Origin of the sequence: Bradyrhizobium sp. SZCCT0231, from assembly GCF_018130245.1 — a bacterium.
Classification (GTDB): Bacteria; Pseudomonadota; Alphaproteobacteria; order Rhizobiales; family Xanthobacteraceae; genus Bradyrhizobium; species Bradyrhizobium japonicum_F.
The window spans coordinates 79218-93712 of record NZ_JAFCKP010000004.1 but is presented as its reverse complement, the minus strand read 5'-3'; the positions used below and the strand labels follow the sequence as shown (position 1 = coordinate 93712).

At 64.0% G+C, this 14495-nt stretch carries 14 protein-coding genes; 7 read left to right on the top strand and 7 right to left on the bottom strand.

What is annotated here, in order from left to right:
- Positions 1-493: 493 nt before the first annotated feature.
- The gene (locus JQ566_RS13475) at positions 494-1459 is read right to left on the bottom strand and encodes a sensor histidine kinase (protein ID WP_212372716.1); all 966 of its coding nucleotides are present in this window, start codon (positions 1457-1459) and stop codon (positions 494-496) included.
- 179 nt (positions 1460-1638) lie between these two features.
- Here JQ566_RS13475 and JQ566_RS13470 point away from each other — a divergent pair, with 179 nt between their 5' ends.
- Positions 1639-2478 (top strand): SDR family NAD(P)-dependent oxidoreductase, encoded by an 840-nt coding sequence (locus tag JQ566_RS13470; protein ID WP_212372715.1) that lies wholly within the window; start codon positions 1639-1641, stop codon positions 2476-2478.
- A gap of 171 nt (positions 2479-2649) precedes the next feature.
- Here the strand turns inward: JQ566_RS13470 and JQ566_RS13465 are convergent, their stop codons facing one another.
- Positions 2650-4026, bottom strand: coding sequence for a cytochrome P450 (locus JQ566_RS13465; protein ID WP_212372714.1), 1377 nt, complete (start codon positions 4024-4026; stop codon positions 2650-2652).
- Positions 4027-4143: 117 nt separating this feature from the next.
- The gene (locus tag JQ566_RS13460; protein ID WP_212372713.1) at positions 4144-5379 is read right to left on the bottom strand and encodes an LLM class flavin-dependent oxidoreductase; all 1236 of its coding nucleotides are present in this window, start codon (positions 5377-5379) and stop codon (positions 4144-4146) included.
- A gap of 156 nt (positions 5380-5535) precedes the next feature.
- On the opposite strand from JQ566_RS13460, the gene JQ566_RS13455 reads away from it, so the two are divergent.
- Both JQ566_RS13455 and JQ566_RS13450 read left to right on the top strand, forming a co-directional pair.
- Entirely contained in the window at positions 5536-5865 is a 330-nt protein-coding gene (locus JQ566_RS13455; RefSeq protein WP_249139445.1) for a hypothetical protein, read from the top strand.
- 141 nt (positions 5866-6006) lie between these two features.
- A complete protein-coding gene (locus JQ566_RS13450) occupies positions 6007-7158 on the top strand; it encodes an extracellular catalytic domain type 1 short-chain-length polyhydroxyalkanoate depolymerase (protein ID WP_212372712.1) in 1152 nt (383 codons plus the stop codon).
- A gap of 181 nt (positions 7159-7339) precedes the next feature.
- Here the strand turns inward: JQ566_RS13450 and JQ566_RS13445 are convergent, their stop codons facing one another.
- Entirely contained in the window at positions 7340-7642 is a 303-nt protein-coding gene (locus JQ566_RS13445; protein ID WP_249139443.1) for a hypothetical protein, read from the bottom strand.
- 199 nt (positions 7643-7841) lie between these two features.
- Here JQ566_RS13445 and JQ566_RS13440 point away from each other — a divergent pair, with 199 nt between their 5' ends.
- Complete coding sequence (locus JQ566_RS13440; protein WP_212372710.1) at positions 7842-8210, top strand: winged helix-turn-helix transcriptional regulator; 369 nt, start codon at positions 7842-7844, stop codon at positions 8208-8210.
- 2 nt (positions 8211-8212) lie between these two features.
- Here JQ566_RS13440 and JQ566_RS13435 read toward each other — a convergent pair whose 3' ends face one another.
- Positions 8213-8905: an MBL fold metallo-hydrolase gene (locus tag JQ566_RS13435; RefSeq protein WP_212372709.1), complete on the bottom strand. Its 693-nt coding sequence runs from the start codon at positions 8903-8905 to the stop codon at positions 8213-8215.
- 162 nt (positions 8906-9067) lie between these two features.
- Here JQ566_RS13435 and JQ566_RS13430 point away from each other — a divergent pair, with 162 nt between their 5' ends.
- Positions 9068-10663: an alpha-amylase family glycosyl hydrolase gene (locus tag JQ566_RS13430; protein WP_212372708.1), complete on the top strand. Its 1596-nt coding sequence runs from the start codon at positions 9068-9070 to the stop codon at positions 10661-10663.
- A gap of 238 nt (positions 10664-10901) precedes the next feature.
- A complete protein-coding gene (locus JQ566_RS13425; RefSeq protein WP_212372707.1) occupies positions 10902-11390 on the top strand; it encodes an MmcB family DNA repair protein in 489 nt (162 codons plus the stop codon).
- A 124-nt stretch (positions 11391-11514) separates the two neighbouring features.
- On the opposite strand, the gene JQ566_RS13420 is transcribed toward JQ566_RS13425, so the two are convergent.
- Both JQ566_RS13420 and JQ566_RS13415 read right to left on the bottom strand, forming a co-directional pair.
- On the bottom strand, positions 11515-12069 hold the full coding sequence (locus JQ566_RS13420) for an ActR/PrrA/RegA family redox response regulator transcription factor (protein ID WP_164934823.1): 555 nt from the start codon (positions 12067-12069) through the stop codon (positions 11515-11517).
- A 102-nt stretch (positions 12070-12171) separates the two neighbouring features.
- On the bottom strand, positions 12172-13494 hold the full coding sequence (locus JQ566_RS13415) for an ActS/PrrB/RegB family redox-sensitive histidine kinase (protein ID WP_212372705.1): 1323 nt from the start codon (positions 13492-13494) through the stop codon (positions 12172-12174).
- Positions 13495-13613: 119 nt separating this feature from the next.
- On the opposite strand from JQ566_RS13415, the gene JQ566_RS13410 reads away from it, so the two are divergent.
- Positions 13614-14417, top strand: coding sequence for an ABC transporter ATP-binding protein (locus JQ566_RS13410; RefSeq protein ID WP_212372704.1), 804 nt, complete (start codon positions 13614-13616; stop codon positions 14415-14417).
- The last annotated feature ends 78 nt before the right edge of the window (positions 14418-14495 follow it).

Genomic DNA, 14495 nt, shown 5'->3' with positions numbered 1-14495 from the left:
TCATGAATCTTGTTGTTTCAGCGCGCCTTTGCAATGGGCGCGATCTTGCGCGGTTCCCTCTTAAGTTTGGTTAAGGGGTGCGGAGAAATACGGGGGTGTTTTGGAGAAAACTTGCGGCGATGCGACACGCGCAGAAAATCGTCATTAACAGAGCGTCAACGACGCATGCGAAAGCGCGCGTGACCTTCGCGCTTTTCTTTCGTTTGTTTCAAGTCTAGCGCGGAATTTTCTCGGCTGGGTGATGACCGCGACATCGGCCTGCGCGCACGCCTCATCCTTCGAGACGGCGCTTACGCGCCTCCTCAGGGTGAGGCTCATCGGCGTCAGTGCCCGTTGAAACTGCAGCCACGCACTCCGTCCTCATCCTGAGGAGCCCGCCTAAAGCGGGCGTCTCGAAGGATGGCCGCAGGGAAAAGCTCTCAAATGCGATAGCCCTCCCCCGCAAGCGGAGGAGGGAGCACACCTTTCACTGTGCGACATTTGAACCTAATTGCTAGCCGCTTTTAGGAATTCGGCATTGCATGATGCAATGCAGCCCGGTTTTCAGATACGCGATCTCGGTCCTGCCATCGAAGGCCGACAGTGCCGATTTCAGCAGCTTGGTGCCGAAGCCGGGCTCGGACACCTTGTCCACGCTCGGCCCCTCGGTTTCGTCCCAGGTGATGGTCAGGCGATCGTCGTTGATGGTCCAGGACACCTGCAGCAGACCGCGCGGTGAGGAGAATGCGCCGTACTTGCCTGCATTGGTAGCGAGCTCGTGAAACATCAATGACAGCGTGACCGCGAGCTTCGGCGGCAGGAACAGCCGCTCACCGTTGAGCGTGAAGCGGACATGGCCATAGGGCCCGAGCTCGGAGATCAGGAGGTCGCGGATATCGCAGCCCCGCTTGTCGATCCGCGAGATCAGATCGTCGGTCGCGGCCAGCGAGCGCAGCCGGGGATCGATCCGGGCCCAAACCTGCGGCTGGTCGTGCAGCACCTGGTGCAGCACGGCATGCACTGTCGACAGCTTGTTCTTCAGCCGGTGCTGGAGCTCGTCGACCAGCAGCTTGCGATAATCTTCTTCCTCGATCAGGCGTTTGGAGATCCGGCGCTGCTCCGCCAGCATGGTGCGATAGTGCTCGACACCCCAGATGGTGATCGCGCAGACGGCCCAGTAAAGCGCCAGCAGCGCAAATCGCGCGCGATCGGCAATGGCATCGCCGAAATTCAGGACGACGCCGAGCACGCCGCCGACCAACGCCGTCATGATGCCGATCCGAAATCCTCCCAGGGCAGCGGCGAAGAACACGGCCGGGAAGTACGGCGTGAAGTAGATGTCGGGGCGAACCTGAGCGAGACCCCAGCGGACCAGGGTCGCGCCCAACAGGCAGATCACCGCAAACGAGATGCTCAGACCCAGCGAGGGCGGCGCCGCGCCTTGCCAGCTCTTGCGGAACTCGTCGATCAGCTTCCCCATGCAGAGCCCGGTTGCGATAGGCGTTCGAAACTCGAGCGGCCCGCGAGGATGTTACGCATGCCGCCCGCACAAGCATAGCTTGCCTTGTCGGAAGCGGGCAGGGATAGTGACCGCTGCGGCGACGGCGGCGGCCGACATTCGCCATTTGGCATCAAATCGCTCGAAAACAGGAACATTCCATGGGCAGGCTGGACGGCAAGGTTGCGGTGATTACGGGGGCGACAAGCGGGATCGGATTGCGCACTGCGGAAGTCTTCGTTGCCGAAGGTGCCAAAATTGTGATCGCGGGTCGGCGCGTAGCGGAAGGCGAGGCGCTGGCGAAGCAGCTGGGGCAGAATTGCATCTTCCGCCAGACCGACGTGACGGTCGAAGCGCAGATGCAGGCGCTGATCGCGCTCGCAGTCGAGAAATTCGGCAGGATCGATTGCCTGTTCAACAATGCCGGCGGGCCGGCGCAGACCGGCGGCATCGAGGGCCTCGAGGTCGAGCGGTTCGACGCGGCCATGGCGACGCTGGTGCGCAGCGTCATGCTCGGCATGAAGCACGCCGCGCCCTACATGAAGAAGCAGGGGGCGGGCAGCATCATCAACAATGGCAGCATCGCCGGACGCCTCGCCGGCTTCTCGTCGTCCATGGTCTATAGTGCGGCCAAGGCCGCGGTGATCCACCTCACCAAATGCGTGGCGATGGAGCTCGGCGAATCCAACGTCCGCGTCAACTCGATCTCGCCCGGCGCGATCGCAACCGGCATCTTCGGCAAGGCGCTGGGGCTCTCGACCGACGCCGCGGAGAAGACGCCGGCGGTGATGCGCGAGGTCTACAAGACCGCGCAGCCGATCCCGCGCGCCGGCCTTCCCGATGATATCGCCCATGCCGCGGTGTTCCTGGCCAGCGACGAATCCAGCTTCGTCAACGGCCACGACCTCGTCGTCGACGGCGCCATGACCGGCGGCCGCAACTGGAGCCAGCAGCAGCAGGGCTATGTGGCCCTGCGCAAGGCGTTCGATCAGGGGGCGTAGGAGCTCCGGGCGCGGAAATCGTAGGGTGGGTTAGCGGAGCGGATGCGCGAAGCGCAGTCCGTTACGCGTAACCCACCACTTTTGTCTCCGCGGAAATAAAAGAGGTGGGTTACGCTAGCGGACCGCGCTTTGCGCGGCCGCGAGCTAACCCACCCTACAAGAGCGGAGGCGCTAAACCGCCTTCACCCGCACCCGCAACCCGTCCCGCGGCTTCGGGATCGGCCACATCTGCCAGTCCGGCTTGTAGCCCGGCTCCAGCGACACCTCGATGTTCTGCAAAAGGTGCCGCGCGAAGCATTTCGCCTGCATGTAGGCGAAGTGCAGGCCGAGGCACATATGCGCGCCGCCGCCGAACGGCACGAAAGCGAAGCGGTGGCGGTTGCGCTGCGCGTCCTCGGTGAAGCGCAGCGGATCGAAGCGATCCGGCTCCGGCCAGATCTCCTTCATGTGGTGCGTATAGAGCGGATTGACGCCGACCGCCGTGCCGGCGGGGATCGCAAAACCCTTGAAGCTGAAATCGCGCATCGCACGGCGCGGCATCGACGGCACCGGCGGCTTGATCCGCAGCGCTTCCTTGAAGGCCATCTCGGTCAGCGGCATCTTCTCGAGATCGTCGAAGCTGCTCGGCGCCCCCGGGGCAAGTCCGAGCGCGAGCACCTCCGCGCGCAGCCTGTTCTGCCAGTCCGGATTGGCGGCGAGCTCGCCGATGAAGGAGGTCAGCGACGAGGTCAGCGTGTCGTGCGCCGCCATCATCAGGAAACTCATATGGTCGATGATGTCCTGCTCCGAGAGCAGCGCGCCGTCCTCATGGGTGGCGCGGCAGAGCTGCGAGAACAGATCGTCGCCGCCATGATTGCCGCGGCGGAGCGGAATCTGCTCCCGGAAATAGGCGACGATGCGCTTGCGTCCCTTCACCCCTCGCGCCATCTGGGTGCCGGGCAGGGGGCGGCGGACCGGCGAGACGGAGGCGGCGACCATGTCGACGAAGGCGCGGTTGATCTCGTCGACCTCCGGCCCGATATCGGCGCCGAGGAACGAGGCCGCGGCGAGATCGAGCGTGAGCTGCTTCATTGCCGGATAGAGCAGCATCTCCCCCGGCTTTGCCTTCCATTGCGCGACGCGGGCGGAAATGCCGCGGTCGAGATCGCCGAGATAGGACTTCATCGGCCCGGACTTGAACGCGACCGACAGCGCCTTGCGATGCAGCCGGTGCTCGTCGAAATCGAGCAGCATCAGCCCGCGCGGAAACAGCAGGCCCAGAACCTTGTTCCAGCCATGCGTCGAGGAGAACAGCTTCTGCTGGTCGAACAGCGCGAGCTCGTTGGCCTCGGGCCCGAGCAGCACGACATTGGTCTCGCCGAAAAAATGCGTGCGATAGACCAGCCCGTATTTGGCGCCGTTCGCTTCGATATGGCCCTTGGGATCGGCGAGCACCTGAAAGGTCTTGCCGATGAACGGCCAGCCTTCGTCGCCGGGGATGTGGGTCAGCTCATTGCGCCTCGGCGGAGTAAACTGAAGCGCAGGGGCAGCCACATTCTGCATCGACATCAGGATTGCTCCGGTTGGCACCGGGCCAACATAGCACATCCGCGCACGATGACGCTGCGGCCGTCTTGCGCACTAGGCCGGGACGACGAGTGGAGGTCGGGACTTGCCTACGATCGCCTATCGCTTCGCCGCTTCCTTCTGCAGATCCGGAGCGTTGACGGCGGGAATGGCGACGCGGCCGGGGCCGGTCACCTTCAGCGCCTCGGCGGCCTTCTCGTTCTCCATGATCTTGGCCATCACGGCCTGACCCGCACGCTCGAAGATCGCACGGTTCTCGATCACGAATTTTTGCGACTTGCGGAGACCGTCGATATAGCCGTTGATCTCGGGCACGACGTAGCGCGCCACCATGTCCCAGCTCCGCCGCGTCGCCTCCGGATTGGCCCAGTCGTGCACGAAGCCGATGATGGCGCCGACTCCGCCGGAGACTTCCATCACGTTCTTGATGGTTTTGACGAGATCGTCGGGTGTGCCGATGGTGGACGCGGCCCCCTCGACGAAGGCGGTCTTGTCGACGGCCTCGTCGGGGGAGGAGAACGCGGTGAGGCCCGGCCGCTGCAGCGTGCCGACATTATATTCGTTGTGCCAGCGCATCAGACCCGCGCCGGCCTCGCGGCGGGCTTGTTCACGCGTTTCGGCGATGTGCCAGGTCAGGAGCACACGCCAATCGGCACGGTTCACCGTGGTGCCATGCTTCCTGGCGGCATCCTCGGCGAACTGCCATTGCTGCTGCAGCGACATCAGACCCTGCGTCGTCATCGATCCCAGCGAGATGATGCCGATGCCGTATTTGCCGGCGAGCGTCATGCCGGAGGGCGAGATCTGCGAGGCCACCACGAACGGCATCTCCTCCTGCAAGGGCAGGATCTGCAGCGCGGCGTCGTTCATGGTGAACCAGTCGCTCCTGGCGGTGACGCGCTCGCCGTTGAAGAGGCGGCGGATGATGCCGATCGCCTCGTCCTGCCGGTCGCGCTGCGTCATCGGGTCGATGCCGAGCGTATGCGCATCGGAGGCCAGCGCGCCGGGACCGGAGCCGAAGATGGCGCGGCCGCCGGTCATGTGGTCGAGCTGCACCATGCGCTGGGCGACGTTGAAGGGATGGTGATAGGGCAGCGACACCACGCCGGTGCCGAGCTTGATCCGCTTGGTGCGCTCGCCGGCGGCGGCCAGGAACATCTCGGGCGAGGCGATCATCTCCCAGCCCGATGAATGATGCTCGCCGCACCAGAACTCGTCATAGCCGAGCGCGTCGAGCTGCTCGACCAGGTCGAGATCGCGCCGGAACTGCAGCATCGGATGCTCCCCGATCGGGTGATGCGGGGCAAGGAAGGCTCCGAACTTCAGGCGCGCCATGGCGTTCTCTCCGGATTTCATTTTCTGTTTGTTGGTGGCGTGAGGCTACGTGTCGGAGACGACGAACGCAATCGCACGATGTCCCGTGTTGCGGAATGTCAAACATGTGGGAAAGCGACTGCTCGGCCTGCAGCTCGCAACCGAGATCAGTTGCGCATGAACGCGCATCGCGGCGTTCGGCTTCGCCGCGATCGATCATCGCAGGTGTCAGATTCCGGACAGGCCCACCTTCCAGCACCGCTCTCGGGCGCAGTGCTCTCGACGGCAAAACCTGCTGCCGCAGGTTCGGCCTCCGGCATCCACGGCACGACAGCACAGATCGGAAATGCGGCCGGAGTGGCCGCAATCGGCGCGGTGTTCTTCGCCATCGAATCAATGCAATCAGCGCGGGCAGGATTTTTCGTCTCGCTCGCGCCGTTTGTGACGTTAATCATGATCTGCACCGCATTTCTGACGTGGATGTGCCGCGCATCTGCATCAAGTTGAGGCAGTGCGGTTAATACATGCGAATTTCCGCGGGATTTCCGGTGATTTTCGCGAGATCGACAGCACACGGTCTTTTTATTTCGCAATGCAGCAACTATCTGGTTGGGCTGTACGTTGAAAGTCGCCCACCAGGAACTTGCCGTGTCGTTAGCCAGAAATGTCGATTTGTTGAGACGTCTGCCGAAGCTGGACGGTCTGCGCTTCGCCGAGCTCGGCCGCAGCGCGGATTCATCCAGCCCGCTGCAAGAGGTCACGGGCTTCGGCGACAATCCCGGCGCCTTGCGCATGTTCGCGTTCGTGCCGGCGCAGCTCCAGAAGCCGCGCGCGCTCGTCGTCGTGCTGCATGGCTGCGGGCAGACGGCAGCCGCTTACGATCTCGGCGCCGGCTGGTCGACGCTCGCGAAGCATTACGGCTTCGCGCTGTTGATGCCCGAGCAGCAGCGCATCAACAACGGCAACACCTGCTTCAACTGGTTCAATCCGGAGGACACCGCGCGGGACAGCGGCGAGGCGCATTCGATCCGCGAGATGATCGCGCATATGGTCGAGGCGCACCGTATCGATTCCAGGCGCATCTTCATCACCGGCCTCTCCGCCGGCGGCGGCATGACGTCGGTGATGCTCGCGACCTATCCGGAGGTCTTCGCGGCCGGCGCTGTCATCGCCGGATTGCCCTACGGCATCGCCTCGAATTTGCGCGAGGCGCTGGACGGCATGTTCCATTCCCCGGCGCGTCCCGCGCGCGAGCTCGGCGATCTCGTGCGCAGCGCCTCCGATCATCGCGGGCCCTGGCCGAAGGTGTCGGTGTGGCACGGCAGCGCCGACCGCACCGTCAATCCCGGCAATGCCAACGAGATCGTCAAGCAGTGGCTCGATTTGCACGATCTGCCCGACGTGCCGATGGCGGAGACCAATGTCGACGGCTATCCGCGCCAGGCCTGGTGGAACAAGGACGGCGAGACGCTGGTCGAGTCCTACGCCATCACCGACATGGCCCACGGCACGCCGCTGGGGCTCGCCGACAACGACCAGCGCTATGGCGTCGAAGGCGCGTTCCTGATCGAGGCCGGCATCTCCTCGTCCTACCACATCGCAAAGTTCTTCGGCCTCACCGGCTGGATCGCGGAGGCGGCAAAGCCCGCAAAGCCGGCGCTGTCGCCCGCGCCGCATCTCGCCCGCTCGATCCGCACCGCGGTCGCGGAGCCTGCCGAGCCGAAGCGAGAAAAGTCTCACGGCTTCGATCTCGGCCAGATCATCACGCGCGCGCTCACGGCGGCCGGATTGATGAAATAGCTCCATCCCCACTGTCGTCCCGGACAAGCGCGCCCCAAGCGCGCGCCGATCCGGGACCCATACTCCCGGGAGCAAGTGAAGCGCGAAGGCGTAACTCCGAGTCCCCGTAACCACGTCTCCCTGTGGCTATGGGTCCCGGATCTGCGCGGACGCTTGTCCGGGACGACGGCGGAGTTTGTGGCTACGCCGTCTGATCGATCCATTCGATCGGCGTCACCGTCACCTCGCCGCCCGCAACCTTCCGCGTCATCTCCTGATAGGCCCTGAAGAAGTCGCGCGATTGCAGCGCCTTCTGCGCGGCATCGTCGCTGGCGCTCGCAAGATGGAAGTAGCTGCGGTCGTCGCGGGCCTTCAGGACCCGATAGCCGATCCGTCCCTTCAGCTCCGGATCGCCGTCGATCGCCTTGATGAAGCGGCCGATCTCCCGGTGCCAATCCTCCGTCGTGCCGTTCTTGAACTGGTATCTGATCATGAAGTGCTTCATGTGACGCTCCCTGTTCGTCTCGTGCGTCATCATCTGCGGCTTGCGCGCGATCCCGCAAGTATGGACAAAATTGATAGTATGGACTTTTTCGCCGTCGCTCCTATTCTTATCGCGTAGCGTTTTCGAGCGAAGTGGACGCCGGTTCGCGTAAAGAAAACGCGTCAAAAAAGAATGGCTGGATGCTCGTGGAGGAGACGACATGGCAAAGGCAATCCCGGCGCGCACCTGTCCGGTCGCGGCGTTTCAGAAGATGATCAGCGGCAAGTACAAGCTGCGCATCGTCTGGGATCTCAAGGACGGCCCGCGCCGCTATGGCGAGATCAGAAGCGGCCTGCTGCGCGGCGCTGAAGGCACTGCGGAAATCACCCCGCGCGTGCTCAGCCGCGAATTGAAGGCGTTGACGATGAGCGGCCTGATCGACCGCAAGGATTTCTGCGAGGTGCCGCCGAAGGTGGAGTATCGCCTCACCCGCAAGGGCAAGAGTTTTGTGCCCGTCGTTGCCGCCATCCGCGAATGGGGCGAGCGTAACCTGAGCGAGACGGCGGCGCTCGCAGACGCTGCCGAATAAGCTCACATCTCGCCGGTGATGAACGGGTTGGTCATCCGCTCCTGGCCGATGCTCGAGCCGGCGCCGTGGCCGCAGATGAAGCCGACATCATCGCCGAGCGGCAGCAACTTCGTCTTGATCGAGTTGATCAGCGTGGCGTGACTGCCGCCGGGCAGATCGGTGCGCCCAACCGAGCCCGCGAACAGGACGTCGCCGACAAGGGCAAAACGCAGATCCTTGTTGAAGAACACCACGCTGCCGGGCGAATGACCGGGGCAGTGCAGGATGTCGAACGACAGGCCGCCGATCGACACGCTGTCGCCTTCCTCGAGCCAGCGGTCCGGCGCGAAGTTGCGCACGCCCGTCATGCCGAAGCGCGCGCCGCTCTCGACCACGTTGTCGAGCAGGAACTTGTCGGCCTGATGCGGACCCTCGATCGGCACCTTCAACGCATCGCGCAAGTCCGCCGCGCCGCCGACATGATCGATATGGCCGTGGGTCAGCCAGATCTTCTCCACGGTGACGCCGGTCTGCGTGATTGCATCCAGAATCTTCGGCACGTCGCCGCCGGGATCGATCACCACGGCCTTCTTGGAAGGCTCGTCCCAGATGATGGTGCAGTTCTGCTCGAACAGCGTCACGGGAACGATGATCGCGCCGGCCTTGGCTTGCGACGATTCTTGCGAGGAATTTTGGGTTTTATTTTGCTCGGTCATGGGCGCCACAATGCCGATTTTTGCCATGCCGCCAAGCAAAAGATTGGTGCCAGGGACCGGGGAACACGTCACACGGCCGTCCCAATTGGCTCGCCAATCTGAACCGGGGCGTTGCTTCCGCGTTCTCCCGCGCGAGAGACAGTCTTTGGATGGTATTCCGACATGGCTCAGGGCGAGTACTGGTGGCGCGACGGCATCTTCTATCAGATCTATCCGCGCTCGTTTCAGGACTCGGATGGCGACGGCGTCGGCGATCTCGCCGGCATCCTCAGGCGGTTGCCTTACGTCAAATCGCTCGGTGTCGATGCGATCTGGCTGTCGCCGATCTTTCCCTCGCCGATGGCGGATTTCGGTTACGACATCTCGGATTATGTCGGCATCGAGCCGCTGTTCGGCACGATGGCGGATTTCGATGCGCTGCTCGCGGCCGCCCATGACAATGGCCTGAAGCTGATCCTCGACCTCGTGCCGAACCACACATCAAGCCAGCATCCATGGTTCATCGAGAGCCGGTCCTCGCGCGACAATCCCAAGCGCGACTGGTACATCTGGCGCGACCCGAAGCCGGACGGCAGCGCGCCAAACAACTGGCTGTCCGAATTCGGCGGCAGCGCGTGGGCTTTCGACGAAACCACGGGGCAATATTTCTACCACGCCTTCCTCGCCCAGCAGCCGGATCTCAATTGGCGCAATCCGGACGTCCGCGCCGCGATCTACGATGTGATGCGGTTCTGGCTGGACAAGGGCGTCGACGGCTTTCGCGTCGACGTGATCTGGCACCTGATCAAGGACGCCGAATTCCGCGACAATCCGCCGAACCCGCATTATGTCGAGGGCCGGCCGCCGAACGAGAAGATCCTCACGCAATATTCCACCGACCAGCCGGAGGTGCATGACGTGATCGGCGAAATGCGGCGCGTCACCGACGCGTATTCTGCCCGCGTCTTGATCGGCGAGATCTATCTGCCACTGCATCGCCTGATGGCCTATTACGGCAACGATCTCACCGGGGCGCAGATGCCGTTCAATTTCGCGCTGCTCTCGACCTTCTGGAGCGCGCGCTCGATCGAGACAATCATCGAGGACTACGAGAAGTCGCTGCCGCGCGGTGCCTGGCCGAACTGGGTGCTCGGAAATCACGATCGCCCGCGGGTGGCGAGCCGCGTCGGGCCGGAGCAGGCCCGCGTCGCGGCCATGCTGCTGCTGACGCTGCGCGGCACGCCGACGCTTTATTATGGCGACGAGATCGGCATGCATCAGCTCGCGATCGCGCCGGAGGACGTGCGCGATCCCTTCGAGAAGAACGTGCCCGGCATCGGTGTCGGCCGCGACGGCTGCCGCACGCCGATGCAATGGGATTCGTCGGGCTTCGCCGGTTTCTCGGAAGTGAGGCCGTGGCTGCCGCTGCCGGAGGATCATATCCGCGAGAATGTCGCCAATCTCGAAGCCGATCCGCGCTCGATCCTCAATCTCTACAGGCGCCTGATCGGCTTGCGGAAGAGCTGTCCCCCATTGATCGCGGGCGATTATCATCCGATTGCCGCGCAAGGCGATCTCCTGATCTACCGCCGCGAGGACGGCGGCAAGGCCGTGATCGTGGCGCTCAATCTCGGTCCTGATCCGATCGCGGTGACCACCAGCGCGATCCGTTTCGGCAGCAGGATATTGCTGTCGACGTTTCTGGATCGCGAGGGTGAGGGGATCGAAGGCGTGCTGGATTTGCGCGGCAATGAGGGCGTGGTGGTGGCGCCGCCGTAAACTGTCGTCCCGGACAAGCGCGCCCCAAGCGCGCGCCGATCCGGGACCCATAGCCACAGGAAGCAGTGTTGCGACGACTCGGAGTTGCCAGTTCGCGCCAAACTTCTCCCTATGGTTATGGGTCCCGGATCTACGCGCGCTTTAGGCGCGCTTGTCCGGGACGACAGCGGAAACTGAGGCTGTCGCTCGCTTCCATCGGACAGTGTCCGCCCCTCCCGGAATCGGCTATCCTCCCCCTATGGACAACACCGCCCGCATCACCCTCGTGCCGCCGCCGGATCGCCGCCAGTCGGAGACGGCGCTCGCCATCGCGCGTGGCACGGCGCGGCTGCTGCGCTCGCTCGGCTTCTCCTGCATCAGCGAATTGCCGCTGCCGTCGGGCCGGCGTGCCGATCTCGTGGCGCTGAACGAGCGCGGCGAAATCTGGATCGTCGAGATCAAGTCGTCGGTGGAGGATCTGCGCGCCGACCAGAAATGGCACGAATACCGCGCCCATTGCGACCGGCTGTTCTTCGCCTTCACGCAGCATCTGCCGTGCGAGATCTTCCCTAAAGACACCGGCCTGATCATCGCCGACGCCTACGGCGCGCACCTGCATTGCGAGGCGCCCGAGCACAAGCTGGCTGCCGCCACGCGCAAGCAGATGACGGTGCGTTTCGCGATGGCGGCGGCCCTGCGGATCAACCGCCTGGTCGATCCGCAGGGGCATGCGGATTTTTGGGAGTAGCGGCGCCGCAACCACAGGTGCCGTAGGGTGGGCAAAGCGAAGCGTGCCCACCAAACCAGTCGATCATGATCCGAGAGATATGGTGGGCACGGCGCTTCGCGCCTTTGCCCACCCTACGAGACCGTTACCTTGGCGCGCGCTTGGCCAAAATCCGCTGCAGGGTACGCCGGTGCATGTTGAGCCGGCGCGCCGTTTCCGAGACGTTGCGATTGCACATCTCGTAGATGCGCTGGATGTGCTCCCAGCGGACGCGGTCGGCCGACATCGGGTTGGTCGGTAACTCGGATTTCTCCGCGCTGGTCGAGAGCAGTGCCGCGACGACGTCGTCGGCGTCCGCGGGCTTGGAGAGATAATCGATCGCGCCCATCTTCACCGCGGTGACGGCGGTGGCGATATTGCCGTAGCCGGTCAGCACGATCGCGCGCGCATCCGGGCGCTTCTTCTTCAGCGCCGAGACCACGTCGAGGCCGTTGCCGTCGCCGAGTCGCAAATCCACCACCGCGAAAGCCGGCGCCGACTTGCCGATCTGCGCCAGTCCGTCCGAGACGGTGTCGCATGATGTCACGGCAAAGCCCCGTGTCTCCATGGCACGCGACAGCCGCTCCAGAAACGGCTTGTCGTCTTCCACGATGAGAAGCGAGCGGTCGGTCTGTTCGTTCAGTTCGGCAATGGCGTTCAAGGTGTTGTCCTCTTTCCAGCGCATTGACATATGGCGTCGCCATCGCGCAGTGCCAAGGCAGCAAATGGTCGGTCCGCCCCGTTGTGCGACGCAAGGTCGCGCCTATCCTATTGTTTCTTCGAGCGTCTCGATAGCCTCAAAACGCTGTCTCGGCCATGTGATCTGAACCACCGCACCGTGGTCCGGAAAGATCCGGTTGGTAAACGAGACCTTGGCGCCGGTGCGCTCCAGCAAGGTGCGCGCGATGAACACGCCGAGGCCGAGGCCACGCCGTTCGCCGCCGCCATCGTCCTGGGTGCGGCGCCGCGACAGATAGGGCTCGCCGATCCGGTTGAGAATATCGGGCGGAATGCCCGGTCCGTCGTCGGAGATCACGAGTTCGATATTGTCCTTGTTCCACCAGGCGCTCACCTCGACGGTGGTGCGGGCGAAATCGACCGCGTTCTCGACGATGTTGCCGATGCCGTAGAGGATCGCCGGATTGCGCGAACCGACCGGCTCGGCCGCCGCGGCCACCGCGATCCGCACCTTGATCTCGACGCCGAAATCGCGGTGCGGGGCCACCACCTCCTCGATCAGCTCCGACAGCTTCATGCGGTCGAACGGTGCGCCGGTGGAGGAGAGCTGGGTGATCTTGCTGAGGATGTCGCGGCAGCGCTGGGTCTGCTCGCGCAGCGTCTTCAGGTCCGCGGCAAAGGTCGGATCCTTCACCGTCTTCTCCAGCTCGCGCGAGATCAGGAAGATCGTTGCGAGCGGCGTGCCGAGTTCATGCGCGGCCGCGGCAGCGAGGCCGTCGAGCTGGGTCAGGTGCTGCTCGCGCGTCAGCACCAGCTCGGTCGCGGCCAGCGCGTCCGCGAGCTTGCGCGCCTCCTCGGTCACCTGGAAGGAGTAGAGGCTGGTGACGCCGATCGCAAGCGCGATCGAGAGCCAGACGCCGACGAGATAGATCGGCGGCAGCACCAAGGGATCGTCGAAATCCCACGGCAGTGGAAAATGGAAGAAGAACAGGATCGACGCGCAGGCAACCGCGAGCAGGCCGAGGCCGAAGGTGAAACGGGCCGGCAGCGCGGTGGCCGAGATCAGCACGGGCGCGAGGAACAGGAACGAGAACGGGTTCTGCAGTCCGCCGGTGAAGAACAACAGGCCTGCCAGCTCCACGATGTTCAGCGCGAGGAGGCCGGCCGCCTGCATCGGCTCCAGCCGCTGCATCGGATTGGCCGCGGTCTGGAGCGCCAGGTTGAGCGCCGCCGACAGGGCGATGATGCTGACACAGGGGACGATCTCGACGTTGAACTCCAGCCCCTGCGCCACGATGAAGATCGCAGCGAGCTGACCCAGCACCGCGAGCCAGCGCAGCCGCAGGATCGTGTCGAGCCGGATATGCCGCTGCGTGTGGCGGAAGTCGGAATCGGCAATTTCGGTCATGTCGGCCAATGTGGCGGCGCCTTCCAAGGTCACGAACGCCGGGCTGACGGAACCGCCCGAAGACAAGCCCTTACATCAAGCCTTGCGCTCCCCGATGCAATAGCAGAAGAACGGCCAGCATGACCGAGAATGACAAGGCTTCAAGTCGGCCGACTGTCGCGGATCGAATTTCGTCCGCGGCAATCGCGGTCGATCACCTCGTCAAGGTCTACAAGCAGACCCGCGCCGTCGACGATATCTCCTTTTCGCTTCCGCACGGCAGCATCACCGGGCTTCTCGGCGGTAATGGCGCCGGCAAGACCACGACCATCGCGATGATCATGGGCCTGGTGCTGCCGACCTCCGGCCGCGTCCAGGTGCTGGGGTATCGGATGCCCGAGGACAGCGCGTCCGTGCTGGGGCGGATGAATTTCGAGAGCCCCTATGTCGATATGCCGATGCGGCTCACGGTGCGGCAGAACCTCACCGTGTTCGGCAAGCTCTATGCGGTGAAGAATCTCGCTGACCGCATCGCTGAGCTCGCCGAGGATCTCGACCTCGGCGATTTCATCGATCGCGCCAACGGCAAGCTCTCCGCCGGGCAGAAGACCCGCGTTGCGCTGGCGAAGGCGCTGATCAACCGGCCCGAGCTGCTGCTCCTGGACGAGCCGACCGCCTCGCTCGATCCCGATACCGCCGACTGGGTGCGCGCGCATCTGGAGCGGTACCGCCGGGACAACAACGCCACCATCCTCCTGGCCTCGCACAACATGCTCGAGGTCGAGCGGCTCTGCGACCGCGTCATCATCATGAAGCGCGGCCGCATCGAGGACGACGATACGCCGGAGGCGATCATGGCCCGCTACAACCGCACCACGCTGGAGGAGGTGTTCCTGGACGTCGCGCGCGGCCGCGTGAACGGCGCGAAGGAGGCGGCGAGGTGAAGAGGCGGAGCCGTAATCGTAGCCTGAATAGAGCGTCGTCATTCCGGGGCGCGCGGAGCGCGAGCCCGGAATCCATAA

What these genes read in the sequence shown, in the direction of transcription:
- JQ566_RS13475 (WP_212372716.1), bottom strand. Translation starts at nt 1,459, where the DNA reads ATGGGGAAGCTGATCGACGAGTTCCGCAAGAGCTGGCAAGGCGCGGCG.
- JQ566_RS13470 (WP_212372715.1), top strand. Translation starts at nt 1,639, where the DNA reads ATGGGCAGGCTGGACGGCAAGGTTGCGGTGATTACGGGGGCGACAAGC.
- JQ566_RS13465 (WP_212372714.1), bottom strand. Translation starts at nt 4,026, where the DNA reads ATGTCGATGCAGAATGTGGCTGCCCCTGCGCTTCAGTTTACTCCGCCG.
- JQ566_RS13460 (WP_212372713.1), bottom strand. Translation starts at nt 5,379, where the DNA reads ATGGCGCGCCTGAAGTTCGGAGCCTTCCTTGCCCCGCATCACCCGATC.
- JQ566_RS13455 (WP_249139445.1), top strand. Translation starts at nt 5,536, where the DNA reads ATGAACGCGCATCGCGGCGTTCGGCTTCGCCGCGATCGATCATCGCAG.
- JQ566_RS13445 (WP_249139443.1), bottom strand. Translation starts at nt 7,642, where the DNA reads ATGAAGCACTTCATGATCAGATACCAGTTCAAGAACGGCACGACGGAG.
- JQ566_RS13440 (WP_212372710.1), top strand. Translation starts at nt 7,842, where the DNA reads ATGGCAAAGGCAATCCCGGCGCGCACCTGTCCGGTCGCGGCGTTTCAG.
- JQ566_RS13435 (WP_212372709.1), bottom strand. Translation starts at nt 8,905, where the DNA reads ATGACCGAGCAAAATAAAACCCAAAATTCCTCGCAAGAATCGTCGCAA.
- JQ566_RS13430 (WP_212372708.1), top strand. Translation starts at nt 9,068, where the DNA reads ATGGCTCAGGGCGAGTACTGGTGGCGCGACGGCATCTTCTATCAGATC.
- JQ566_RS13425 (WP_212372707.1), top strand. Translation starts at nt 10,902, where the DNA reads ATGGACAACACCGCCCGCATCACCCTCGTGCCGCCGCCGGATCGCCGC.
- JQ566_RS13415 (WP_212372705.1), bottom strand. Translation starts at nt 13,494, where the DNA reads ATGACCGAAATTGCCGATTCCGACTTCCGCCACACGCAGCGGCATATC.
- JQ566_RS13410 (WP_212372704.1), top strand. Translation starts at nt 13,614, where the DNA reads ATGACCGAGAATGACAAGGCTTCAAGTCGGCCGACTGTCGCGGATCGA.